The sequence below is a fragment of the Burkholderia sp. RF7-non_BP4 genome (assembly GCF_001521935.1).
Taxonomy (GTDB): domain Bacteria; phylum Pseudomonadota; class Gammaproteobacteria; order Burkholderiales; family Burkholderiaceae; genus Burkholderia; species Burkholderia diffusa.
On the sequence record NZ_LOTA01000028.1, the window covers coordinates 458,194 to 481,529 of the forward strand.

At 68.6% G+C, this 23,336-nt stretch carries 21 protein-coding genes; 9 read left to right on the forward strand and 12 right to left on the reverse strand.

The genetic code is table 11. The annotated features are described in order from the left end of the window. The first annotated feature begins 532 nt into the window (after positions 1–532). Together ilvA and queF are read left to right on the forward strand one after the other, a co-directional pair. Complete coding sequence (gene ilvA / locus WS49_RS11970) at positions 533–2,056, forward strand: threonine ammonia-lyase, biosynthetic (protein ID WP_059528215.1); 1,524 nt, start codon at positions 533–535, stop codon at positions 2,054–2,056. A 12-nt stretch (positions 2,057–2,068) separates the two neighbouring features. Next, positions 2,069–2,893 carry an NADPH-dependent 7-cyano-7-deazaguanine reductase QueF gene (queF, locus tag WS49_RS11975; RefSeq protein ID WP_059528217.1) on the forward strand — a complete coding sequence of 275 codons (825 nt, stop codon included), beginning with the start codon at positions 2,069–2,071 and terminating at the stop codon, positions 2,891–2,893. Between the two features lie 84 nt (positions 2,894–2,977). Here queF and WS49_RS11980 read toward each other — a convergent pair whose 3' ends face one another. The 3 genes from WS49_RS11980 to WS49_RS11990 form a co-directional block, all read right to left on the reverse strand. Continuing rightward, the gene (locus WS49_RS11980) at positions 2,978–3,364 is read right to left on the reverse strand and encodes a RidA family protein (RefSeq protein ID WP_006751946.1); all 387 of its coding nucleotides are present in this window, start codon (positions 3,362–3,364) and stop codon (positions 2,978–2,980) included. A gap of 123 nt (positions 3,365–3,487) precedes the next feature. After that, complete coding sequence (locus WS49_RS11985) at positions 3,488–4,969, reverse strand: N-acyl-D-amino-acid deacylase family protein (RefSeq protein WP_059528220.1); 1,482 nt, start codon at positions 4,967–4,969, stop codon at positions 3,488–3,490. 2 nt (positions 4,970–4,971) lie between these two features. Then, complete coding sequence (locus tag WS49_RS11990) at positions 4,972–5,904, reverse strand: MurR/RpiR family transcriptional regulator (protein WP_059528223.1); 933 nt, start codon at positions 5,902–5,904, stop codon at positions 4,972–4,974. A 119-nt stretch (positions 5,905–6,023) separates the two neighbouring features. On the opposite strand from WS49_RS11990, the gene WS49_RS11995 reads away from it, so the two are divergent. Further along, positions 6,024–7,304: an amino acid deaminase gene (locus WS49_RS11995; RefSeq protein WP_059528226.1), complete on the forward strand. Its 1,281-nt coding sequence runs from the start codon at positions 6,024–6,026 to the stop codon at positions 7,302–7,304. A 163-nt stretch (positions 7,305–7,467) separates the two neighbouring features. Then, the gene (locus WS49_RS12000; RefSeq protein ID WP_014896064.1) at positions 7,468–8,049 is read left to right on the forward strand and encodes a DJ-1/PfpI family protein; all 582 of its coding nucleotides are present in this window, start codon (positions 7,468–7,470) and stop codon (positions 8,047–8,049) included. A gap of 120 nt (positions 8,050–8,169) precedes the next feature. Here the strand turns inward: WS49_RS12000 and WS49_RS12005 are convergent, their stop codons facing one another. Beyond that, a complete protein-coding gene (locus WS49_RS12005; protein WP_059528229.1) occupies positions 8,170–8,616 on the reverse strand; it encodes a MarR family winged helix-turn-helix transcriptional regulator in 447 nt (148 codons plus the stop codon). Between the two features lie 34 nt (positions 8,617–8,650). After that, positions 8,651–10,246, reverse strand: a complete 1,596-nt coding sequence (locus tag WS49_RS12010; protein WP_059528232.1) for an MDR family MFS transporter — start codon at positions 10,244–10,246, stop codon at positions 8,651–8,653. Positions 10,247–10,353: 107 nt separating this feature from the next. Here WS49_RS12010 and WS49_RS12015 point away from each other — a divergent pair, with 107 nt between their 5' ends. Continuing rightward, positions 10,354–11,196 carry an EcsC family protein gene (locus WS49_RS12015; protein WP_059528235.1) on the forward strand — a complete coding sequence of 281 codons (843 nt, stop codon included), beginning with the start codon at positions 10,354–10,356 and terminating at the stop codon, positions 11,194–11,196. Here the strand turns inward: WS49_RS12015 and WS49_RS12020 are convergent. From WS49_RS12020 to WS49_RS12040, 5 genes are all read right to left on the reverse strand, one after another. Continuing rightward, positions 11,166–12,128: an alpha/beta hydrolase gene (locus tag WS49_RS12020; RefSeq protein WP_059528238.1), complete on the reverse strand. Its 963-nt coding sequence runs from the start codon at positions 12,126–12,128 to the stop codon at positions 11,166–11,168. The two genes, WS49_RS12015 and WS49_RS12020, sit on opposite strands and share 31 nt — an antisense overlap. 103 nt (positions 12,129–12,231) lie before the next feature. Beyond that, on the reverse strand, positions 12,232–12,666 hold the full coding sequence (locus WS49_RS12025) for a CHRD domain-containing protein (protein WP_059528240.1): 435 nt from the start codon (positions 12,664–12,666) through the stop codon (positions 12,232–12,234). Between the two features lie 363 nt (positions 12,667–13,029). After that, positions 13,030–13,803, reverse strand: a complete 774-nt coding sequence (locus WS49_RS12030; RefSeq protein ID WP_059528242.1) for a class II aldolase/adducin family protein — start codon at positions 13,801–13,803, stop codon at positions 13,030–13,032. A gap of 242 nt (positions 13,804–14,045) precedes the next feature. Next, positions 14,046–15,671 (reverse strand): phospholipase D family protein, encoded by a 1,626-nt coding sequence (locus tag WS49_RS12035; RefSeq protein WP_059528244.1) that lies wholly within the window; start codon positions 15,669–15,671, stop codon positions 14,046–14,048. A gap of 224 nt (positions 15,672–15,895) precedes the next feature. Next, a complete protein-coding gene (locus tag WS49_RS12040; protein WP_059528246.1) occupies positions 15,896–16,612 on the reverse strand; it encodes a FadR/GntR family transcriptional regulator in 717 nt (238 codons plus the stop codon). A 133-nt stretch (positions 16,613–16,745) separates the two neighbouring features. Here WS49_RS12040 and WS49_RS12045 point away from each other — a divergent pair, with 133 nt between their 5' ends. From WS49_RS12045 to WS49_RS12060, 4 genes are read left to right on the forward strand one after another with little or no spacing between them, the layout of a single operon-like run. Then, positions 16,746–17,546 (forward strand): (Fe-S)-binding protein, encoded by an 801-nt coding sequence (locus tag WS49_RS12045; RefSeq protein ID WP_059528248.1) that lies wholly within the window; start codon positions 16,746–16,748, stop codon positions 17,544–17,546. Continuing rightward, positions 17,543–18,256, forward strand: coding sequence for a LutC/YkgG family protein (locus WS49_RS12050; protein WP_059528250.1), 714 nt, complete (start codon positions 17,543–17,545; stop codon positions 18,254–18,256). Before WS49_RS12045 ends, WS49_RS12050 begins: the two co-directional genes overlap by 4 nt. After that, positions 18,253–19,698 (forward strand): LutB/LldF family L-lactate oxidation iron-sulfur protein, encoded by a 1,446-nt coding sequence (locus tag WS49_RS12055; RefSeq protein WP_059528252.1) that lies wholly within the window; start codon positions 18,253–18,255, stop codon positions 19,696–19,698. The genes WS49_RS12050 and WS49_RS12055 overlap by 4 nt, the downstream gene beginning before the upstream one ends. 51 nt (positions 19,699–19,749) lie before the next feature. Continuing rightward, positions 19,750–21,450, forward strand: a complete 1,701-nt coding sequence (locus tag WS49_RS12060) for a lactate permease LctP family transporter (RefSeq protein ID WP_059528254.1) — start codon at positions 19,750–19,752, stop codon at positions 21,448–21,450. A gap of 113 nt (positions 21,451–21,563) precedes the next feature. Here the strand turns inward: WS49_RS12060 and WS49_RS12065 are convergent, their stop codons facing one another. Together WS49_RS12065 and WS49_RS12070 are read right to left on the reverse strand one after the other, a co-directional pair. Beyond that, complete coding sequence (locus WS49_RS12065) at positions 21,564–22,325, reverse strand: M48 family metalloprotease (protein WP_059528256.1); 762 nt, start codon at positions 22,323–22,325, stop codon at positions 21,564–21,566. 150 nt (positions 22,326–22,475) lie between these two features. Next, complete coding sequence (locus WS49_RS12070; RefSeq protein ID WP_059528258.1) at positions 22,476–23,282, reverse strand: glycosyltransferase family 2 protein; 807 nt, start codon at positions 23,280–23,282, stop codon at positions 22,476–22,478. Positions 23,283–23,336 lie beyond the last annotated feature (54 nt).

Sequence of the window (23,336 nt, forward strand, 5' to 3'; positions counted from 1 at the left end):
CAAGCGCGTAGGCGCAATCTTGGGGAAATCTGTTCTGGTGCCAGGCGCGCGACTATCTCGCATGGGGCCGGAGCGGGTCTGGACTCACCGTTCCGGGCCGGCGGGGCCTGGCGGCACTCGGAGCCATCAGCACGATCGCGCGCGGCGCGCATGCCGTTCCGCCGCGGGGCTGGCTGCGCGCGGCGTCGGCTTCAACGGGGCGATCCGAGGGTGCCTCTGCATCTTCCGATCCTTGATTCAAAACGGAATTCTAACCCATGATCGGCCCGCCCGTGAGACGCCGGACAGGTCGTGGGGCTTTCGCCGCAACCCGCGCCGGGCCTGCTTCGGCGCGATTTCGCGCCCGCATTCGCCGTCCGTCCGGTCGGTAACCACGCGGTTAACCCGGTAAAAAGGGGACGCTCCGCGCGGCAAACACGCCCGCCGACGCGCTTGCGCGACCGCGCGCCCGGCATGCCGCTTGCGTGCGGACGGACCCTTGGCGCTATCATTGATCCTTTACCGTCTGCTTCCGCACTGCACGCGAGCGCCCATGGCATCCCACGATTACCTGAAGAAAATCCTCACCGCGCGCGTCTACGACGTCGCGCTCGAGACGGAACTCGAACCCGCCCGCAACCTGTCGGCCCGACTGCGCAACCCCGTTTACCTGAAGCGCGAGGACAACCAGCCCGTCTTCTCGTTCAAGCTGCGCGGCGCGTACAACAAGATGGCGCACATTCCGGCCGACGCGCTCGCGCGCGGCGTGATCACGGCATCGGCCGGCAATCATGCGCAGGGCGTCGCGTTCTCGGCGGCACGGATGGGCATCAAGGCCGTGATCGTCGTGCCCGTCACGACGCCGCAGGTGAAGGTCGACGCGGTACGCGCGCACGGCGGCCCGAGTGTCGAGGTGATTCAGGCGGGCGAGTCGTACAGCGATGCGTACGCGCACGCGGTCAAGGTGCAGGCGGAGCGCGACCTCACGTTCGTCCACCCGTTCGACGATCCGTACGTGATCGCCGGCCAGGGCACGATCGCGATGGAAATCCTGCGTCAGCACCAGGGGCCGATTCACGCGATCTTCGTGCCGATCGGCGGCGGCGGGCTCGCGGCCGGCGTGGCGGCCTACGTCAAGGCGGTGCGGCCGGAAATCAAGGTATTCGGCGTGCAGGCCGAGGATTCGTGCGCGATGGCGCAATCGCTGCAGAAAGGCGAGCGCGTCGAGCTGAGCGAGGTCGGCCTGTTCGCGGACGGCACCGCGGTGAAGCTCGTCGGCGAGGAAACCTTCCGGCTCTGCAGCGAATTCCTCGACGGCGTGCTGACGGTCGACACCGACGCGCTGTGCGCGGCGATCAAGGACGTGTTCCAGGATACGCGCAGCGTGCTCGAACCGTCCGGCGCGCTCGCGGTCGCGGGCGCGAAACGCTACGCGGAACGCGAAGGCATCGAGAACCAGACGCTCGTCGCGGTCACGTCCGGCGCGAACATGAACTTCGACCGGATGCGCTTCGTTGCCGAACGCGCGGAAGTCGGCGAGGCGCGCGAAGCCGTGTTCGCCGTCACGATCCCCGAGGAGCGCGGCAGCTTCAAGCGCTTCTGCTCGCTCGTCGGCGATCGCAACGTGACCGAGTTCAACTACCGGATCGCCGATGCGCAATCCGCGCACATCTTCGTCGGCGTGCAGATCAAGCGTCGCGGCGAATCGGCCGAAATCGCCGCGAACTTCGAGTCGCACGGCTTCAAGACCGTCGACCTGACGCACGACGAGTTGTCGAAGGAACACATCCGCTACATGGTGGGCGGCCGCTCGCCGCTCGCGCTCGACGAACGCCTGTTCCGCTTCGAATTCCCGGAGCGGCCGGGCGCGCTGATGAAGTTCCTGTCGTCGATGGCGCCGGACTGGAACATCAGCCTGTTCCACTACCGCAACCAGGGCGCGGACTACAGCTCGATCCTCGTCGGGCTGCAGGTGCCGCAGGCCGATCGCGCCGAATTCGAACGCTTCCTTGCGGCGCTCGGCTATCCGTACGTCGAGGAGAGCGCCAATCCGGCTTACCGCCTCTTCCTGTCGTAAAGGCTTCGTGCAATGAATCCCGAACATTCCCCGCTCGGCAAGGCGACCGTCTACGCAGCGCAGTACGACGCGTCGCTGCTGTTCCCGATCCCGCGCGCCGGCGCGCGCGAGCAGCTCGGCATCACGTCGGCGCCGCCGTTCTTCGGCACCGACATCTGGAACGCGTACGAGCTGTCGTGGCTCAACGCGCGCGGCAAGCCGCAGCTCGCGGTCGCGACGTTCTTCGTGCCGGCCGAATCGCCGAACATCGTCGAATCGAAGTCGTTCAAGCTGTATCTCGGTTCGTTCGCGCAATCGAAGTTCGATTCGGTCGACGCCGTGCGCGACGTGCTGAAACGCGACGTGTCGGCCGCATGCGGTGCGAGCGTGTCGGTGCAGCTCGTGTCGCCGCACGATTTCGGCAAGCTCGAGATGGAGGAGCTCGACGGGCTGTCGCTCGACCGGCTCGACCTCGACACCGACGTGTACGAACCCGATCCGTCGCTGCTGTCGGCCGCCGAGGACGAAGCGCCGGTCGAGGAAACGCTCGTGTCCGACCTGCTGCGCTCGAACTGCCCGGTCACCGGCCAGCCCGACTGGGGCAGCGTACAGATTCACTATGTCGGGCCACAGATCGATCACGCGGGGCTGCTGCGCTACATCATCTCGTTCCGCAACCACACGGGCTTTCACGAGCAGTGCGTCGAGCGGATCTTCCTCGACATCCTGCATGCGTGCAAACCGGTGAAGCTCGCGGTGTATGCGCGCTATACGCGCCGCGGCGGGCTCGACATCAATCCGTTCCGCACGAACTACAACCAGCCGATGCCGGACAATGCGCGGACCGCGCGGCAGTAACACCGGCCTGCCCGAAACGAAACAGCCCCGCCGGCTCGCGCCGACGGGGCTGTTTCACTGTGCGCAGCGGATTGCGCGAACGCGTTACTTCGCCGGCGCCTTGTAAGCGATGCAATCGACCTCGACCTTGCAGTCGATGACCATGCTCGACTGCACGCACGCGCGTGCCGGCGGATGCTCGCCGAAGTACGACACGAACACCTTGTTGAACGACGCGAAATCGCGTGCGTCGTCGAGCCACACGCCGCAGCGCACGACGTGTTCGAGGCCGTAGCCGGCTTCCTTCAGGATCGCGATCACGTTCTCGATCGTCTGCTTCGACTGCGTGACGATCCCGCCTTCGACGACCTCGCCGTTCACCATCGGCGTCTGGCCCGACACGTACAGCCAGCCGTCGGCCTCGACCGCGCGTGCAAACGGCATCACCTGGCCGCCGGTACCCTTCGCTTCGCCCACGCCATATCGCTTCATCGTTTAACTCCTTGATTGTCGACCGGCATCGGCGCACAAGCGCCAGCGCCGGTCCCATGCAACGCACGGTTGCGGATGCGCGCGCCGACATGGCGCACGCGGCAAATCGGATCGGGACCGCGTTCAGAACGCGGCGTCGGCACTCGCCGGCACGCGCTCGCCGCGCGCGACGAAACCGCCGGCGCGCGCGCCGGTCGGCTGGCCGTTCTCGTAGGTCAGCACGCCGTTCACCCACACCGCGTCGATCCCGTGCGCGGGCTGCTGCGGCTTCTCGAACGTCGCGGCATCGATCACGCGCGCCGGATCGAACAGCACGAGATCCGAGTGGTAGCCGACGTGCACTTCGCCGCGCCGCGCGATCCCGTAGCGGCGCGCGGACAGCGACGTCATCTTGCGGATCGCTTCCTCGAGCGGCAGCAGGTTCGTGTCGCGCACGTAATGGCCGAGCACGCGCGGGAATGCGCCCCACAGTCGCGGGTGCGGCAGCGGATCGTTCGGCAGGCCGTCCGAGCCGACCATCGTCGCCGGATGCGACAGGATCCGCCGCACGTCGTCCTCGGACATGTTGTGGTACACGGCGCCGGCCGGGCGGATCCGCTGCGCGGCCTCCTGCTCGGTCACGCCCCAGTCGGCCGCGATCGCCTTCAGCAGCTTGCCCGCGACTTCCGGATGCGGCTCCGACCACGTGATCGTGATGTCGATGTCGCCCGTCACCTGCTTCAGGTCGAGCGTCGACGAGCTGCGGCTGTACGGATAGCAGTCGCAGCCGACCGGCTGGTAGCGGCGCGCGCCTTCGAGCGACGCGAGCACCTCGGTGCTGCGCCCCCAGTTCGACGGGCCCGCGCATTTCAGGTGCGAGATCACGACCGGCACCTGCGCGTGACGGCCGACGCGATAAGCCTCGTCCATCGCGTCGAGGATCGCGTCGAACTCGGTGCGCATGTGCGTCGTGTACAGCGCGCCCGCATTCGCGAGCGGTTCGGCGAGCGCCATCACCTCCTCGGCCGGCGCCGCGAACGCGGAGCCGTATGCGAGGCCTGACGACAGCCCGAGCGCGCCGTTCGCGAGCGCCTCCTCGAGCTGCGAGCGCATTCCGGCGATTTCGCCGTCGGTCGCCGCGCGGTCGAGGCGGTCCATCTGGTTGTTGCGCAGCGCGGTGTGCCCGACGAGCGCCGCGACGTTGACGGCCGGACGCGCGTCGTTGACGGCCGCGACATAGGCGGCGAAGGTCGGATAGCGGAACGCGTCGCGATCGCCGAGCAGGTTCATCGGGTCGGGCGGATCGCCCGCGAGCGTCACCGGCGACGCGCTGATCCCGCAGTTGCCGACGATCACCGTCGTCACGCCCTGCGAGATCTTCGGCAGCATTTCGGGTGCGCGGATCACGTGCGTGTCGTCGTGCGTGTGCACGTCGACGAAGCCCGGCGCGAGCGCGCGGCCGTTCGCATCGACGACGGTCTCGGCGAGCCAGTTCGACAGATTGCCGATCGCCGCGATCACGCCGTTGCGGATCGCGACGTCGCGCGTGACGGGCGGCGCACCGGTGCCGTCGTACAACTGCGCGCCGACGATCAGCGTATCGGCGGCTTCGGGATGCGAATGCATGGTCAGTCTCCTACCGGTTGACGGTCTCCGCCGCCGCGATGCGCATCGAGCGCATGCTTGATGCGGCGCAGCGATTCTCGGCCCGCATCGCCGAGCCGCAGTGCGACTCCGGTGACGAGCACGTCGATCGCCATCATCATCGCGTAGCGCGACGTCGAAGGCTTGTAAATGAAATCGGTTTCGAACGCGACGACCGGGATCAGGTGGTCGGCAAGCTTCGCGAGCGGCGAAGCCGGCGCGGTGATCGCGATCAGCTTCGCGCCGTAGCGCTTCGCGAGACGGCAGCTCTCGAGCAGCTCGGGCACGCGCCCGCTCACCGACAGCGCGACGACCACGGCGTCGCGCGACAGCGTCGCCGCCACCATCCGCTGCAGCAGGCTGTCCTGGTAGCTCGCGACCGGCCGGCCGAAGCGCACGAGCCGGAAGCGCAATTCGTCGGCGAGCGCGGTGGAGCCGCCGCCCTGCCCGTACACGTAGATCATCTTCGCGCCGGCGAGCAGGTCGGCCGCCGCGTCGAACGACGTGTTGCGCAGCAGCTGGTGATTGTGCGCGAGCGCCACGCGGATTTCGTCGTAGACGACCGATGCGGGGCTCGCGTCTTCTTCGGGATGCTCGTCGGCCGGCACGAAAAAGCGCTGGCCGACGGCCGCCGCCTGCGCGACGAGCACCTTCAGTTCGCGCACGTCGCGGCAACCGACGGCCTTCGCGAAACGCGTGACCGTCGCGACGCTGACCCCCGCGTCGCGCGCGAGCGCGCCGATGCTCGCATGCGCGGCGCGCGCGAGATCGGCGAGGATGAATGCGGCGACCTTGCGTTCGGCCTCGCGCAACTCGGGCGCGCATTCGGCGATCCGCGCGACGATGTCGAGGACCGGCTGGGCGACCGAAGCCGATTCGGCTGCGAACGGAGCGGACGGAGTGGCGGACGAATTCATCTGCTGAAAAGGATCTGGCGCCTCATGTTACTAAATAACATCACCGCGCCGATGCTACTTTCTGTACCATCTGCATGTCAACTTCAGTGCAATGCATAGTGATGATGGAGCGGGATGACATGAAAGTTACAAACTATCAGGAACCGACAATCAATCCGTTGGGCAAGGGCCTCGGCAACCTGCCGAGCGCGAGCGTGCCGCTCGACGACGCGGGCCGCCTCGAGTGGAACCTGCTCGCGGAAGACGTCAGCCTGCCGGCCGCCGTGCTGTACGCGGATCGCATCGAACACAATCTGAACTGGATGCAGGCATTCGTCCAGCAGTACGGCGTGAAGTTCGCGCCGCACGGCAAGACGACGATGGCGCCGCAACTGTTCCGCCGCCAGCTCGACGCCGGCGCATGGGGCATCACGCTCGCGACCGCGCACCAGACGCAGGCCGCGTATCACGGCGGCGTGCGGCGCGTGCTGCTCGCGAACCAGCTGGTCGGCCGCCAGAACATGGCGATCATCGCGCAGCTGCTGTCCGATCCCGAGTTCGAATTCTTCTGCCTCGTCGATTCGGCCGACGGCGTCGACCAGCTCGGCCGCTTCTTCGGCGACGCGAAGAAGACGCTGAACGTCCTGCTCGAGCTCGGCGTGCCGGGCGGCCGCGCGGGTGTGCGCGACGCCGCGCAACGCCAGGCCGTGCTCGACGCGATCGCGCGCTATCCGGACACGCTGAAGCTGGCCGGCATCGAACTCTACGAAGGCGTGCTGAAGGAGGAAGGCGAAATCCGCACGTTCCTGCAGGACACGGTCGCGCTCACGCGTGAGCTGGCCGAAGCCGGCCGTTTCTCGCGCACGCCGGCGATCCTGTCGGGCGCCGGCTCGGCGTGGTACGACGTGGTCGCGGAGGAATTCGCGAAGGCGTCCGATGCCGGTTTCGCGGAAGTCGTGCTGCGTCCGGGCTGCTACCTGACGCACGACGTCGGCATCTACAAGAAGGCGCAGACCGACGTGTTCGCGCGCAACCCGATCGCCCGCAGGATGGGCGAAGGGCTGCTGCCGGCGCTGCAGCTGTGGGCATACGTGCAGTCGGTGCCGGAGCAGGATCGCGCGATCGTCGCGCTCGGCAAGCGCGACGCGGCGTTCGACGCGGGCCTGCCCGAGCCGGCGCGCCACTTCCGCCCGGGCCGCGACAGCGCGCCGCGCGATGTCGCCGCGAGCGAAGGCTGGGCCGTCACCGGGATGATGGACCAGCACGCGTATCTGCAGATCCCGCCGGGCGCGGACGTGAAGGTCGGCGACATGGTCGCGTTCGACATCTCGCACCCGTGCCTGACGTTCGACAAGTGGCGCCAGCTGCTCGTCCTCGATCCGCAGTTCCGTGTGACGGAAGTCGTCGAAACCTTCTTCTGACGCCCCGCGCGCCCCGCCCCGCCGCCGCGCGGGGCGGCCGTCACGCGCGCTTCAAGCGGCCGGAGTACACTGCGCTTTCGTCCTCGGGGCCGCTTCGCCGCCGCAGCGCCGTCTGCCGCATGCGGCGCGAACGGACCCTCAACGCTGTTCAATGGAGAAAGCCATGGCCGCGAAGAAGATCCTGTTCCTGACCGGCGATTTCGCCGAAGACTACGAAACGATGGTGCCGTTCCAGGCGCTGCAGGCCGTCGGCCATCACGTCGATGCAGTCTGCCCGGGCAAGCGCGCGGGCGACAAGGTCAAGACCGCGATCCACGATTTCGAGGGTGACCAGACCTACACCGAGAAGCCCGGCCACAACTTCACGCTGAACGCGACGTTCGACGACGTCGATGCGTCGGCCTACGACGCACTCGCGATCGCGGGCGGCCGCGCGCCCGAATACCTGCGTCTGGATGCGAAGGTGATCGCGCTGGTGCGCGCGTTCGCCGAAGCCGGCAAGCCGATCGCCGCGATCTGCCATGCGGCGCAGCTGCTCGCGGCCGCCGACGTGATCCGCGGCAAGCGCATCTCGGCCTACCCGGCCTGCGCGCCGGAAGTGAAGCTCGCGGGCGGCGAATACGCGGACATCCCGGTCGATGCGGCCGTGACCGACGCGCCGTTCGTCACCGCGCCCGCGTGGCCCGCGCATCCGGCATGGCTCGCGCAGTTCCTCGCGCTGCTGGGCACGCGCATCGAGCTGTGAACGAAGCTGAATGAAATGAAGTGAAACGCCGGCCGGCGGCGGGTTCGCGCGACCCGCATGCCGCGCCGATCAGGATCGGTCGACGGGGCGCGCCCCGTCGTGCCGCATCTGCCCTGCCCTTCAGTGCCGCGCCGGCGTCGAGCCGACTTCCGCGATCCGCGACTCCAGCATCGCCAGCGCACCCGACAGCGCGGTCAGCACGTCGTCCGGCAGTTGCGCCATCGTCTGGTCGAGAAACGCCTTGCGGCGCGGCAGGCACGCGTTGAACGCGGCGCGGCCGTCTTCGGTCAGCGTGACGTTGGTCACGCGGTTGTCGCGGGCATCGGACGCGCGCTCGATCCAGCCGAGCGCGTCGAGCGATTTCAGCTGGCGCGTGAGCGCGCCCGGATCGATGCGCAGCACCTCGACGAGCTTCTTCTGCGACGAATGCCCGCCCATCGTGTGCAGCGCGACCATGATGCGCCAGCGCGGCATCGGCTGCCCGACGTGCGTTTCGAACGCGCTCATGAACGCGCGATACGTGCGTCCGAATTGCTGCAAGATCGCGACGCGGTCCTGTTCTTCCATGCGCTGATGCCTACTCGTTCAATCGGTGAATCGTTCAATCGGCCGCGACATGCGGTTCGATCTTGTGCCGTAGCGCGATCGGCGGCACGCGGCGACACTGCCACACCGACACCACGGCGACGACGGCCGCCATCGCGACCCCCAGGTGAATCGCGCCGACCAGCGATTCGCGGGCCGCTTCCAGCAGCAGCGCGCCATTATGCCCGGCGCGGGTCAGCTCCGCGACGAGACCGCCCTGCGCGGCGCGGTCGATCAGGATCTGCGGATCGGCGAGTTGCGCGTGCCACTGCAGCGCGTGGTCGCCCGACAACGCATCGCGCACGCCGCTCGAATACATCTGGTTGACCAGCGTGCCCGTCAGCGCGGTGCCGATCATCCCGCCGACCATCCGCAGCGACTGCAGCAGCGCCGTCGCGATGCCGAGGTGCTCGCGGCCGGCCGTCTGCTGCGCGAACACGGTGAGGTTCGGCAGCACGAAGCCGAGGCCGATGCCGCCGGCGACCATCAGCGCCATCAGCACCCAGGTCGGCGTCGTGTGCGTCGACACGACGATGCCCGCGCATGCGATCGCGAACAGCACGAAACCGACGTGCAGCATCGTATTCGGATTGCGGATGCGCGTGACGACGCGGCCGTTCATGATGCTGCCGATCGTGATGAACACGACGAGCGGCGTGATCACGAGCCCCGCCTCCTTCGGCGACATGCCGAAGCCGCCCTGGAACAGCAGCGGCGCGTAGAACAGCAGCGAGAACATTGAGAAGCCGGCGAGGATCGCGAGCACGAACAGCGCCGACAGCGCGCGGTTGCCGAACATGTCGAACGGCAGAATCGGCTGCGCGCAGCGCTTTTCCCAATGCCACAAGCCGACGCCGGCGCCGACCGCGACGATCAGCAGCAGCGACGCCCAGCTCAAGACGCCGTACTTCGGCAGCCATTCGACGAACAGCTGCAGCGCGCCGAGCGACAGCGCGATCAGCAGCGCGCCGGGCCAGTCGAGCCGCATCTTGCGGTCGTGCTCGACATGGCGCAGATGCGGCAGGTAGCGCCACACGAAGAACAGCGACAGCAGGCCGACCGGCAGGTTCACGTAGAACACCGAGCGCCAGCCGAACGACTGGGTCAGGATCCCGCCGAGCGACGGCCCGACCGCGTTCGCGATGCCGAACGCGGAGCTCATCAATACCTGCCAGCGCAGCCGCACGACGGAATCGGGGAACAGATCGGGAATGCACGCGAACGCGGTGCCGACCAGCATTCCGCCGCCGATCCCCTGCAGGCCGCGCGCGAGCACCAGGAACAGCATGTCGTTGGCCATCCCGCACAGCACCGACGCGCCGGTAAACACGACGATCGACACGATCACGAACGGCTTGCGCCCGTAATAGTCGCCGAGCCGGCCGAAGATCGGCACGGTGATCACGGAACTGAGCAGGTACGAGGTCGCGACCCACGCATACAGGTCGAACCCCTTGAGCTCGGCGACGATGGTCGGCAACGCGGTGCCGACGACCGTCTGGTCAAGCGCGACGAGCATGGTGACGAACGAGATCCCGATCATCGCCAGCAGCGATTCGCGGAACGGCAGGACTTGCCCGCTCGAATGGTGGGCGGCAGTATGGACGGCCATTTTTTGTTGATGCAACTTTTGACGAGTCAAACAATCTCAAAATTCTAGCACGCCGGAGTAATCTAGGCTGGCGACGGATTTGGGGCCGATGGCCGCCAGGGAGAAAGATGGAACCGATTTCAATCACGCCTGCCGCGACGCTGTCGCCGGAAGACCAGGACGCATTGCGGCGCGCGAAGCAGGTGCTGGAAAGCCCGTCGCTGACGATGAAGCTGACGGGCGTGCTGGGCGCGCCGGTCGAGAAGATGATCGCGCGGCTGCCCGACTTCGCGACCGGCAAGATCAACGACGCGACGCAGCTGGCGCTGCGCAAGTGCCTGAACATCGCGCTGCGCACGCTCGGCAAGCCGCAGACGCCCGATGCCGAGCCGGACAAGCCGAGCAACCTGCTGCACAAGCTCGCGGTCGCGACGACCGGCGCGGCGGGCGGCGCGTTCGGCTTCCTCGCGCTGCCGGTCGAGCTGCCGGTGACGACCACGCTGATCTTCCGCTCGGTGTGCGACATCGCGCGCAGCGAGGGCGAGGACCTGGGCTCGGTGGATACGCAGTTGCAGTGCCTGGCCGTGCTCGGCATGGGCGGCAACGCGGACAAGCGGGAAGAAGACGCCGATCTCGGCTATTTCGTGCTGCGCGGCGCGCTCGCGCAGGCGATTTCGAAGGCGTCGTCGGACATCACGACGAAAGGAATCACGGCGCACAGCTCGGCGGCGGTGTTCAAGCTGGTGCAGACGGTGGCATCACGTTTCTCGGTGCAGGTCACCGAGCAGATGGCCGCGAAGTCGATCCCGGCGATCGGCGCGGTGCTCGGAGCGACCGTCAACACGCTGTTCATCGACCACTTCCAGCAGATGGCGCACGGCCACTTCACCGTGCGCCGGCTCGAGCGCAAGTACGGCCCGGTCGCCGTCAAGGCCGCGTATCAGGCGATCGACGGCTCGCCCACGCGCTGAACCGCCCGCTCGACCGCGACGCGGCGCAGGAATGCGGCCGCACGGTCGAGCGCGTCGCGCGACTCCGGCACCATCGGCGTGTAGAGCTGCCACACGTGCGGCATGTCGGGCCACACCTCGATCTCCACCGGCACGCCGGCCGCCTTCGCGTTGTCGGCGACGCGGCGCGAATCGTCGAGGAGCACCTCGGTGCTGCCGGCCTGGATGAAGAGCGGCGGCAGCCCGGTGAAGTCCGCGTAGAGCGGCGACGCGTACGGATGCGTCGCCGATTCGTCTCCCAGATACAGCTTCGCCGCCTTCGGCAGCGCCGCGGCCGCGAACATCGGGTCGCGGCCGTCGTTGCTGCGCATCGTGTCGCCGGTGCCGGCCAGGTCGGTCCACGGCGAGAACAGGATCGCGCCGGCCGGCAACGGTTCGCCGCGATCGCGCAGCGCGACGAGCGTCGCGAGCGCGAGGCCGCCGCCCGCCGAATCGCCGCCGAACACGATCGACTCGGGCGGCGTGCCGAGCGCGAGCAATTGCCGGTACGCGGCCAGCGCGTCGTCGAGCGCGGCCGGGAAGCGGTTCTCGGGCGCGAGCCGGTAGTCGAGCGAGAACGAGCGCACGCCCGCGCGCTTCGTGAGGCCGAACACGAGCGGTCGATGGGTTTTCGTCGAACAGAAGTAGTAGCCGCCGCCGTGGAAGTACAACAGTGTGCGGCCGGGCCCGCGAGCGGCGGCCGCATCGGTGCGTTCGAGCCATTCGCCGCGCAGCGGCGCATCGCCGGGACCGTAGCATTCGCGCAGCCGGTAGCCCGACGGTGCGCGACGCGGCACGATCATCCTCAGGTCGGTAAAGCGCCGCGCGCGGGCAGGGTCGAGCACCGGGCGCGTGGTCTCGGGACGAAACTGCCGGCGCAGCAGCCAGCACGCGAACTTGCTTTGCCAACTCATCCAACACACTCCATCGTCGCAGTGTGACGATGGTACGTGCGATCGTCACCGCGCCGCTCGACGGGAGCCTCTATATCAAACGCCGGCGCGCGGTTCGCCGGCCTCAGCTCGCCGGCATCATCTGGCCGCGGATCTCGCCGGACGGATGCTCCTTCGTGTGCACGTTGAAATACCACTTGCCGGCCATCAGGTCGGTCACCTGCGAGTCGGTCAGCTCCTTCGAACCCTTGATCGGGCTCGCGAGCGCGTCCTTCGGGATCGGCACCTGCACGCCGGCGTTCTGGCCGACCGGCGCGGGCCCGTGGAAATGCGCGGCGGTGGCCGGCCCCGTGAGATGTTCGTACGTCGCCGTCCACTGCAGCATGTGCGTGGCCGTGTCGTAGGTCGCAGCGACGGCGCCGGCGCCCTTGGTCGCGGTGGGTGGCACTTCGCTCGACGGCTGCAGATTGGCGGACAGGCGCACCGTTTCGGCGGCGGCGCTGCCGGCGGCCAGGACGCCCGCGAGCAACGCCACCTGGAGCAAACGCAGCTTCGGCATGAATCCTCCTTGTACGTCGGGGTACGCCACCCGGACGGGGGACGTTCCATGATGGTAGTCGATCGTCGCCGATCCGGCACCGCTGCGTCGCCCGCCAGCCTGACGGAACCTGGAAGAGACCTTTGCAGCGGGAGCCCTGAATCCATGCGCGGCCTTTCGCTACACTTCGTCTCACAGTTGCTTGTTTCCTTCGTCCGAAGGAGTCTGCGAGTATTCACGCGGCCATCCGGCCGCGTTTTTTTTTGCCCGTGCCCGGGCGGCATGCACGCCTGCGTCGGGAAAATTCCGCTTCGCGGGCCGTCAAGCACACGAATCGATTGTCGCCGCGGCGATCGGGTCCGGCATCGCGCCGACCCCGCGCCCTCACGCGCGATAGCCCGGATCGATCCGATCGACGATGCGCTGCAACGCGTCGAACGCGTCCTGCCCCGCGCCGTGCTTCGGATCGAAGTTCAGCGAGTCGCGCACGCAGCCCTCGAGCACCAGCGGCGCAATCGGCAGCGCGTCGCCGATCGCGTGGGTCGCGACCTGCACCTCGCACGCGCGATTGAGCAGCCACATCAACGAGAAGGTCTGCGCGAGCGTCGCGCCGATCGTCACGGGCCCGTGGTTGCGCAGCAGCAGCACCGGCCGCCCGCCGGCGCTCTCGACGATGCGCCGCCCTTCCTCCAGGTGCACCGTGATGCCCTCGAAATCGTGATACGCGATCTTCCCGTACAACTGCGCCGAATAGAAGTTCGAGAACGACAGCCCGTCGCGCGAGCAGCACACGGCCATCGTCGGCGTCGTGTGCACGTGCATCACGCAGTGCGCGTCGGGCAGCGCCGCATGGATCGCGCTGTGGAACGTGAAGCCGGCCGGATTGATCGGCCAGTCGGAATGGCCGATCACATTGCCGTCGATGTCGATCTTCACGAGGTTCGACGCGCATACCTCGCGGTAATGGAGCCCGAACGGATTGATCAGGAAATGGCCGTCCTCGCCCGGCACGCGCAGCGAGATATGGTTGTAGATCAGCTCGGTCCAGCCGAGATGGTCGAAGATCCGGTAGGCGGCCGCGAGCTGCACGCGCGCCTGCCATTCGGCTTCGGAGAAGCGGGCGGGACGCGTGAACGGCTGGTTCGGTACACGTTGCATGGGGCACTCCGGTTGCGGGCGGGGCGGCCGCGCGGGCGGCTCGCGCATCGTCCCTCGTCTCCTGGCGGCGCGCAGGTGCGTCCAGCACAGGCGCGCGCGGCGCGTCGTTCGGCACCGCTGCGGCCCACATTGCGCGAGCCGTCCGGCGGCACCCGTCACGATACGCATATCGTTGCGCGCACAACCATATCACCTTTCCCCGCGCACCGGTATCACGGGTTTGGCCCGAGCCGTTCCGGCCCTTACAACTGGTCTTCGACCGGCAGCAGCATGAAGAGGCCGGTCATCAGGTTGCGCATCAGCCCCGCATGCGGATCGACGTGATAGGTGGCCGGCTCGCCGTTGTCGGTGCCGGTCCACTCGAGTTCGGGCGTGCCGCCGCCCGCCGGCGTCGCGAGGCTCACGCGATAGCTTTCGTCGGGCTGCGTCACGCGCGCGAAGATTGCCGCGGCCTGCTGCGCGATCTTCGGGCTGTGGATCACGAGCGCGAGTTCCGTATTCAGGTACGCCGAACGCGGATCGAGGTTCAGCGACCCGATCACGAGGACCTTGCGGTCGATCACGTACGCCTTCGCGTGCAGGCTCGCACGCGAGCGCGAGCCGAACAGGCCCGCGCGCGGCGGGTTCGGCCGCGCCTTGAATTCGTACAGTTCGACGCCGTGCTGCAGCAACGGCACGCGGTACGGCGCGTAGCCGGCCTGCACGGCGACCGCGTCGGTCGCGGCGAGCGAATTGGTCAGGATCGCGACGCGCACGCCGCGCGCGGCCGTGTCGCCGAGGATCTTCACGCCCGCGTCGTGCGGCACGAAGTACGGCGAAAACGCGAGGAATTCCTGCTGCGCGTCGCGCGTCAGTTCGACGAGGCGCTGCATCGGCGGGCTCACGTACGCGCCGGTCGGCCGCATGACCTTGTCCGGTGCGTCGACCTTGAACTCGGCCGGCGCCCACACCAGCTCGAGCTCGTCGCGCGCGATCTGCTGCGCGAGCGGCGTCGCGTTCAGCGGCTTCGCGTTGTACGGGTCGGCGTTCTTGCGCCAGTGGTCGCGCAACTCGTCGCGCATCGCGTCGAGATCCTTCGGATCAAACTTCTGATGATTCAGCACCCGCAGCGGATAGCTGCTCGCGCTTGCCCAGTAGTCGTCGAAGCTCGTCGAGATGTCGTTCGTCACGGGGCCGGCCGCGAGCACGTCGAGGTCGCGGAACTGCAGCGTCGGGCTCGCGCTGAAGTATTCGTCGCCGAGGTTGCGGCCGCCGACGATCGCGATCTGGTTGTCCGCGATCATCGCCTTGTTGTGCATCCGCCGCGTAAAGCTGTCGAGCCGCGTCAGCGAATTGGCCGTGCGCTCGACCATTCCGTACCGCGACGCACCGAACGGGTTGAACACGCGAATCTCGACCTTCGGATGCGTATTCAGCCCGGCCATGACGCGGTCGATGTCGCGGAAATTCAGGTCGTCGACCAGCATCCGCACACGCACGCCGCGATCGGCCGCATACAGCGCCGCGCCGAGCAGCAGCTTGCCGGTCGTGTCCTCGGTCGCGATGTAGTACTGCATGTCGAGCGTCTTCGTCGCCGCGCGCGCGAGCGCGATGCGCATCTGCAGCGCGGTCGCGCCGTCGGGCAGCAGCCGGAAGCCCGACTGCCCCGGATGCGCGGCTTCCGGCGCGGCCAGCGCGGTGCGCAGCGGCGTCGCGGTATCGGTCGGCAATGCGTGCGAGACGGGGCGATCGAGCGTGGTGGCGGGCGGATGCGTCGCGCAGGCGGCGACCAGCGACAGCAGCGCGCAGACGACAAGCGCGCGGGCCGGGCGGCAGGCGGCGCGCCATGAGAGCGCGGCCGGCGCGCGCCGGATCAAAGACATGAGCACGGAAACTTCCTCGACAGGCGGATCAACAGGTCCGCAATCGCCGCGGCGTGCGGCTGACGGGTGGTTCCAATCGATTCTAGTGGGCGCCCGATGAACCGGTCAATCGCGCGGCTCGCGCATGCGGCGCCGTGAACCGCTCGCGCGCGGCCGGCGCGGGCATCCGGGAACGGCAGCCCGCGGCTCGGCCGCCAGACGGGCACGCGGCATCCATGGTCCAACCAATCTCACGGCGTGTGGCCGCTTCGCTCGAAGTGGCTGCGCACGTAGTCGATATGGGTCTGCATCGCGGTGCGCGCCTCCTCGGGCCGGTGCGCGCAGATCGCGTCGCAGACCACCCGGTGCTGCCGCAACAGCAGCTCGGACGCCTGCTCGTCGTGCGTCGTCATCCCCGCGACGTTGATCGAGATGTGCTCGCGCAGCATCCCGATCACGCTCGTGTGCAGGTGCAGGAACATCGTGTTGTGGGACGCCAGCGCGATCGCCTCGTGCAGCTTCGCGTCGGTCGATGCCTCGAGGGCCGCGTCGTCGTTCGCGTATGCGCTCTCGAGTTCGCGCAGCAGCGTCCGGATCCGGCGCCGGTCGTTCGCATCCGCGCGCAGCGCGGCGAAATACGCGGTCGCGCCTTCGAGCACGCGACGGAATTCGAGTATGTCGTCGCGCAGCGCCGGGTGATCGGCGACCAGTTGGCCCCACGGCGACGCGATGCCCGCGCGCAACTGGTCCGTCACGTACACGCCCGCGCCGCGCCGGCTCTGCAGCAGCCCGCGCGCGACGAGCCGCTGCGTCGCCTCGCGCACCGTATTGCGCGCCACGCCGTATTGTTGCGCGAGCAAGCGCTCGGCCGGCAGCCGCGCCCCGGCCGGCCAGGTGCCGTCGAGCAGCGCCGTCTCGATCTTGCGCATCACCACTTCGGTCCGGCCCCGTGCCGTCATCGCCGCCATCGCCGTCTCCCCCATCGGAATACCCGCCGCGCCGATTGGCCCAACCAATTTGAGCTGCGGCGCCGTCGCGGGAATTATGCAGCGAAATCGTCGTCCCGCATTCGCTTGCCGGGCCGGCACCCTGGAGCGAGACATGAACGAAAGGCACTACCCCGCCGCCGCCCCCGCGCACGTCTACCTGTTCGCGACCTGCCTGGTCGACCTGTTCGTCCCCGAAGCCGGGCTCGACGCGGTCCGCCTGCTGGAACGCGAAGGCCTGACCGTCCACTATCCGCGCGGCCAGAGCTGCTGCGGGCAGCCGGCCTACAGCAGCGGCAATCCCGACGAGGCTCGCCGCGTCGCGGCCGCGCAGCTCGATCTGTTCGCCGAGCCGTGGCCCGTGATCGTGCCGTCCGGCTCGTGCGCGGGCATGATCCGGCACCATTGGCCGGCCCTGTTCGCCGACGACCCCGTGCACGGCCCGAAGGCGCGCGCGATCGCGGAGCGCACCTACGAACTCGCCGAATTCCTCGTCCATGTGCTCGACGTGCGGCTCGACCGCATCGACGCGAACGCCGCCCCGGACGAGCGCGTGGTGCTGCACACGTCGTGCGCGGCCCGCCGCGAGATGGGCACGCGCGTGCACGGCGTCGCGCTCGTCGACGCGCTGCCGGGCGTCACGCGCATCGAACACGAACGCGAATCGGAATGCTGCGGCTTTGGCGGCACGTTCTCGCTGAAACACCCCGACATCTCCGGCGCGATGGTGCACGACAAGGTCGCATCGGCCTGCGCGACGGGCTGCGACCGGCTCGTGTCGGCGGACTGCGGCTGCCTGCTGAACATCGGCCACGCTGCGACCAAGGCCGGCGCGACGCTGCCCGTCGAGCATCTCGCAAGCTTCCTGTGGCGCCGCACGGCAGGCGCCGGCTCGCTGCGCGGAGACGCGCAATGAGCGCGCGCGACGCCATCCTCGCGCGCCTGCGCGCCGCCGCGCCCGGCGTCGCCGCGAACGCCGCGCCCGCCCTCGATGCGCGCATCGACACGCATTACGCGGCGCGCCGCGCACCGGTCACCCCCGATTCCCATACGCTCGCGCAGACGATGCAGGCCGCGCTCGCCGCGTCGCACGCCGACGTCTGGTGCGCCACCGCCGATGCGTGGCCCGCGCAACTTGCCGCACGGCTCGCCGATGCCGGCGTGCGCCGCCTGCTGCTCGACCCGGCCCGCGCCGAATCCGCGGCCCTCGCGCGAGCGCTGCCCGACGCGGTCGCGCCGGTGCCGTTCGACCGGCCGATCGACGCGTGGAAAGCCGAGCTGTTCGACACGATCGACGCGGGCTTCACCGTCGCGCGCTCGGGCATCGCGGCGACCGGCACAGTCGTGCTCGCGCCCGATGCCGGCACGCCGCGCACGGTATCGCTGGTGCCGCCGCTGCACATCGCGCTCGTCCATGCGAACACGCTGCACGCGGACCTCCACGCGGCCGTGCACGCGGAGCGCTGGCACGCCGGCATGCCGACCAACGTCGTGCTGGTGTCGGGCCCGTCGAAGACCTCCGACATCCAGCAGACCCTCGCGTATGGCGCACACGGGCCGCGCAACCTCTGGGTCGTGATCGTCACCGAACCGACCGCAACCGCCTGCCAGGACCTGCCGCGATGAGCGACCAACCGCTGCAATTCGTCGCCCCCGGCGACTTCAAGGCCCGCGCGCGCGCCGCGCTCGACGATCCCGCGCTGCGCCGGAGCTTTCGCGGCGCGATGGACTTCCTGCAGGGCAAGCGCGCGACCCAGTTCCCCGACGATACCGAGCTGCAGCAACTGCGCGATCTCGGCGAAGCCGTGCGGCAGCACGCGCTCGCGCAACTGCCCGCGCTGCTCGAGCGGCTGGAGGCGAAGCTCACGGCGGCCGGCGTGCACGTGCACTGGGCCGAGACGGCCGCCGACGCGAACGCGATCGTGCTCGGCATCGCGCAGGCGAAGAAGGCGCGCCGCGTGATCAAGGGCAAGTCGATGGCAAGCGAGGAAATCGAGCTGAACCATTACCTCGCGGATCATGGCGTCGACTGCATCGAGTCCGACATGGGCGAGTTCATCGTGCAGCTCGCGGGCGAGAAGCCGTCGCACATCGTGATGCCGGCGATCCACAAGACGCGCGGCGACATCGCCGAGCTGTTCGAGGAGCACATCCCCGGCACGCGCTACACGGAGGACGTCGACGAGCTGATCCAGACCGGCCGGCGCGCGCTGCGCCGCGCATTCGCGGAAGCCGACATCGGCCTGTCCGGCGTGAACTTCGCGGCGGCCGACACGGGCACGCTGTGGCTCGTCGAGAACGAGGGCAACGGCCGGCTGTCGACCACCGTGCCCGACACGCACGTCGCGATCATGGGCATCGAGAAGGTCGTCGAGAAACTCGAGCACATCGTGCCGCTGTCGAGCCTCCTGACGCGCTCGGCCACCGGCCAGGCGATCACGACCTACTTCAACCTGATCTCGGGCCCGCGCCGCGACGGCGAACGCGACGGCCCGCGCGAGCTGCATCTCGTGCTGCTCGACAACGGCCGCACGCAGGCCTACGCCGACGAACAGCTGCGCGCGACGCTGCAATGCATCCGCTGCGGCGCGTGCATGAATCACTGCCCCGTCTATACGCGCATCGGCGGCCACGCATACGGGACGACCTACCCGGGCCCGATCGGCAAGATCATCTCGCCGCACCTGCTCGGCCTCGACGCGACGGCCGACCTGCCGACCGCGTCGACGCTGTGCGGCGCGTGCGGCGAGGTGTGCCCGGTCCGGATTCCGATCCCGCAGCTGCTCGTGCGGCTGCGCACCGAGGCGAACCGCAAGCCCGACGAACCCGTCGCGCATCCGCTGCGCGGCCAGGGCGCGAACTACAACCGCGCGGAAGACCTCGTGTGGCGCTTCTGGTCCGGCGCGTTCGCGCATCCTCGCGCGTATCGCGCATTCCGCTGGACCGCGACGCGGCTGCGCGCGCTGACGCCGGCCTGGCAAATGGGCTGGACGCAGCACCGCACGCCGCTCGAGCCGGCGCCGCGCAGCCTGTCCGACCTGCTGCGCGCACGCGGCCAGCCCGAATAGCCCCCCTCGCTTTCAAACCCGTACCGATAGCAATCCATGGAGGAGACACCCATGCAGGTTTGGCATCAGATCTACACCCCGCTCGGCAGCCTCGGGCTGTCGGCGCTCGTCGCCGCGATCCCGATCATCTTCTTTTTCGTCGCGCTCGCCGCGTTGCGGATGAAGGGGCACGTCGCCGCCGCGATCACGCTGCTGCTGGCGCTCGGCGTCGCCATCCTCGCTTACGGCATGCCCGTGCCGCAGGCGCTCGCGGCGGCCGGCTTCGGCTTCGCGTACGGCCTGTGGCCGATCGCGTGGATCATCGTCGCGGCCGTGTTCCTGTACAAGATCGTCGTGAAGACGGGGCAGTTCGACATCATCCGTGCGTCGGTGCTGGCGATCACCGACGACCAGCGGCTGCAGATGCTGCTGATCGGCTTTTCGTTCGGCGCGTTCCTCGAAGGCGCGGCCGGCTTCGGCGCGCCCGTCGCGATCACGGCCGCGCTGCTCGTCGGCCTCGGCTTCAAGCCGCTGCACGCGGCCGGACTGTGTCTGATTGCAAACACCGCGCCGGTCGCATTCGGCGCGATGGGCATCCCGATCATCGTCGCCGGACAGGTGACCGGCATCGACGCGTTCCACATCGGCGCGATGGCCGGCCGCCAGTTGCCGCTGCTGTCGCTCGCGGTGCCGTTCTGGCTCGTGTTCATGATGGACGGGCTGCGCGGCGTGCGGCAGACCTGGCCGGCCGCGCTCGTCGCCGGCGGCAGCTTCGCGATCACGCAGTACTTCACGTCGAACCACATCGGGCCCGAGCTGCCGGACATCACGTCGTCGCTCGTCAGCCTCGTGTCGCTTGCCGCGTTCCTGAAGGTCTGGCAGCCGAGCAGCGCGAAGCAGACGGCCGGCGGCCTCGTCGCGTCCGGCGGCGGCGCGGCGCTCGCGGGATTCGGCGCGGGCGGCATCGGTTCGGGCGCAAGCCGACAGGCGTCGCCGTACACGCTCGCGCAGACCGTGCGCGCGTGGTCGCCGTTCCTGATCCTGACGGCCGTCGTCACCGTGTGGAGCATCGCGCCGTTCAAGGCGCTGTTCGCCGCGCACGGCGCGCTCGCGTCGACCGTCCTGAAGTTCCATGTGGCCGGGCTCGACCAGCTCGTCGTGAAGACCGCGCCGATCGCCGCGACGCCGAAGGCGCTCGACGCCGTGCTGAAGATCGATCTCGTGTCGGCGGTGGGCAGCGCGATCCTCGTGACCGCGCTGATCTCGATGGCGCTGTTGCGGATGAAGCCGCGCGACGGGCTCGTCACGTTCGGCGAGACGCTGAAGGAACTCACGCGCCCGATCCTGTCGATCGGCCTCGTGCTCGCGTTCGCGTTCGTCGCGAACTACTCGGGGATGTCGTCGACGCTCGCGCTGATGCTCGCCGCGACCGGCGCCGCGTTCCCGTTCTTCTCGCCGTTCCTCGGCTGGCTCGGCGTATTCCTGACCGGCTCGGATACGTCGTCGAACGCGCTGTTCTGCTCGCTGCAGCAAGCGACCGCGCACCAGCTCGGCGTGCCCGAGACGCTCGCCGTCGCCGCGAACACCACGGGCGGCGTGACCGCGAAGATGATCTCGCCGCAGTCGATCGCGGTCGCATGCGCGGCGACCGGCCTCGTCGGCAAGGAATCGGAGCTGTTCCGCTTCACGGTGCGCCACAGCCTGCTGTTCGCGGTGATCGTCGGCCTGATCACGCTCGTGCAGGCCTACGTGCTGCCGGGGATGGTGCCGTAAGCAAGCGGCGCGGCCGCTTTCCGGTTCGCCGAAAAACAAAAACCCCACGCCCGCAAGAGCGTGGGGTTTCGTTCATCCCGGGCGCCGGACGCGGCCGGCGCACCAGACGGCGATCAGCTGCCCTTCGCGATGCGATCCTGGATGTGCTGGGCACGGCTCGCCGACGACGGGTGCGAGCTCATCATCGAGCTCTTGCCGCCATCGAGCTGCGCGAGCTTCTGGAACGCGGTGACGAGGCCCTTCTGGTTCATGTTCTTCTGCTTCATCAGGTCGAACGAGTAGTCGTCGGCCGCGCTTTCCTGCGTCTGCGAGAACTGCGCGTTGATGAACTTCTCGGTGATGTCGCCGAGCTGCGAGCTCGTCAGGGCCGCGACGCCCGGCGATGCCGCGCCGGCCGCGGTGCGTGCCGCGCTGACCGCGTAGGCGGTCTGCATCGCCTTCTTCGAGTGACCCAGCGCGACGTGGCCCATTTCATGACCGATCACGCCGCGCAGTTCGTCGTCGTTCATCATGTCCATCAGGCCGCTGTACACGCGCACGCAGCCGTTGCCCATCGCCCACGCGTTGACGTCCTTGGTCACGTAGACCTTGTAGTTGATCTTCTGGCCGTTCAGCGTCATGTCGCCGAAGCCCTTCATCACCTTCGTCAGACGCTTCGAGTACGCGCTGTTCGGCGCGGCGATCTTCGATTCGGCGTCGCTCGCCTTGCACGAGTCGTTCGACAGCGCCGCGATGTCGCTGTCCGACAGCGTCGCCGCCTTGAACAGGCTGGTCCCCGCCGACGTCAGGCTGTTCGCGTCGAGATTCTGCACGCCGCCGCATGCGCTCAACAGGAACGCCATGCCACACGCTGCCGCCGCTTTCTTGATATGCATCCCGGATCCCTCGGTAGTTGTATTTAGGAGCGGCGATTTTGCATAATCCGGCAGAAAATTACCAGACGTTTACATCAAATGACAACTTGATTGCGCCGCGGCTCGAAACTAACGACGCGATTGCTCAGCGAATTGACGGCAATCAGCTCATCAATCGCCGCGACCGGATGACCGGCTGAACGTCGAACGCGACCGGCGCGTGAGCCGCCGCGCGACCAGCATCGGCAGCCGCACCACGAAACCGGCGAAGAGCCGCAGGTGCATCCACGCGAGCAGCACGTTGTCGCGGCCATAGTGGAAATGCGACACGCCGCCCTCGTGCGCGCCGAAGTAGCGCACCGGCGCTTCGATGCGAATCGGCCGCACCCCGGCCCAGCACAGCCTCACGGCCGCTTCCGGATCGAAGTCGAAGCCGCGCATCCACGGCTGGCGATGCATGATCGCGGCGAGCGGCGCGACCGGGTACACGCGAAAGCCGTACAGCGAATCGCCGATCCCGGCCCATAGCGTCTCGAGGTCGGCCCATCCGTTCGACAGCCGCCGGCCCTGCACGCGCAGTTGCGGCGCGCTCGCGTCGAACTTCGGCAGGCCCAGCACCATCGCGTCCGGCGCCGCCTGCGACGCGGCCATGAATTCGGGAATCAGGTCGGCCGGATGCTGGCCGTCGGAGTCCATCGTCAGCACGTGCGTGAAGCCGCTTGCGGCCGCCGCGTCGAGCCCGGCCAGCACCGCGGCGCCCTTGCCGCGGTTCTCCGGCAGCACGATCACGCGCAGCCCGGGGTCGCGCTCGGCCATCGCCTGCAGCCGCTCGGCGCTGCCGTCGGTGCTGCCGTCGACGACGACCCACACCGGGTTCCACTGCGCGCGGGCGTTGCGCACGGTCGTGTCGACCTTGACGCCCGGGTTGTAGCTCGGAATCAGTACGAGATGGGTGGACGAAGCGTGCAGCTTGGACATGGGAACGGCCGATTGCGAAGACGGGAATCCTGACAAAAGTTTATGACCTGCAGG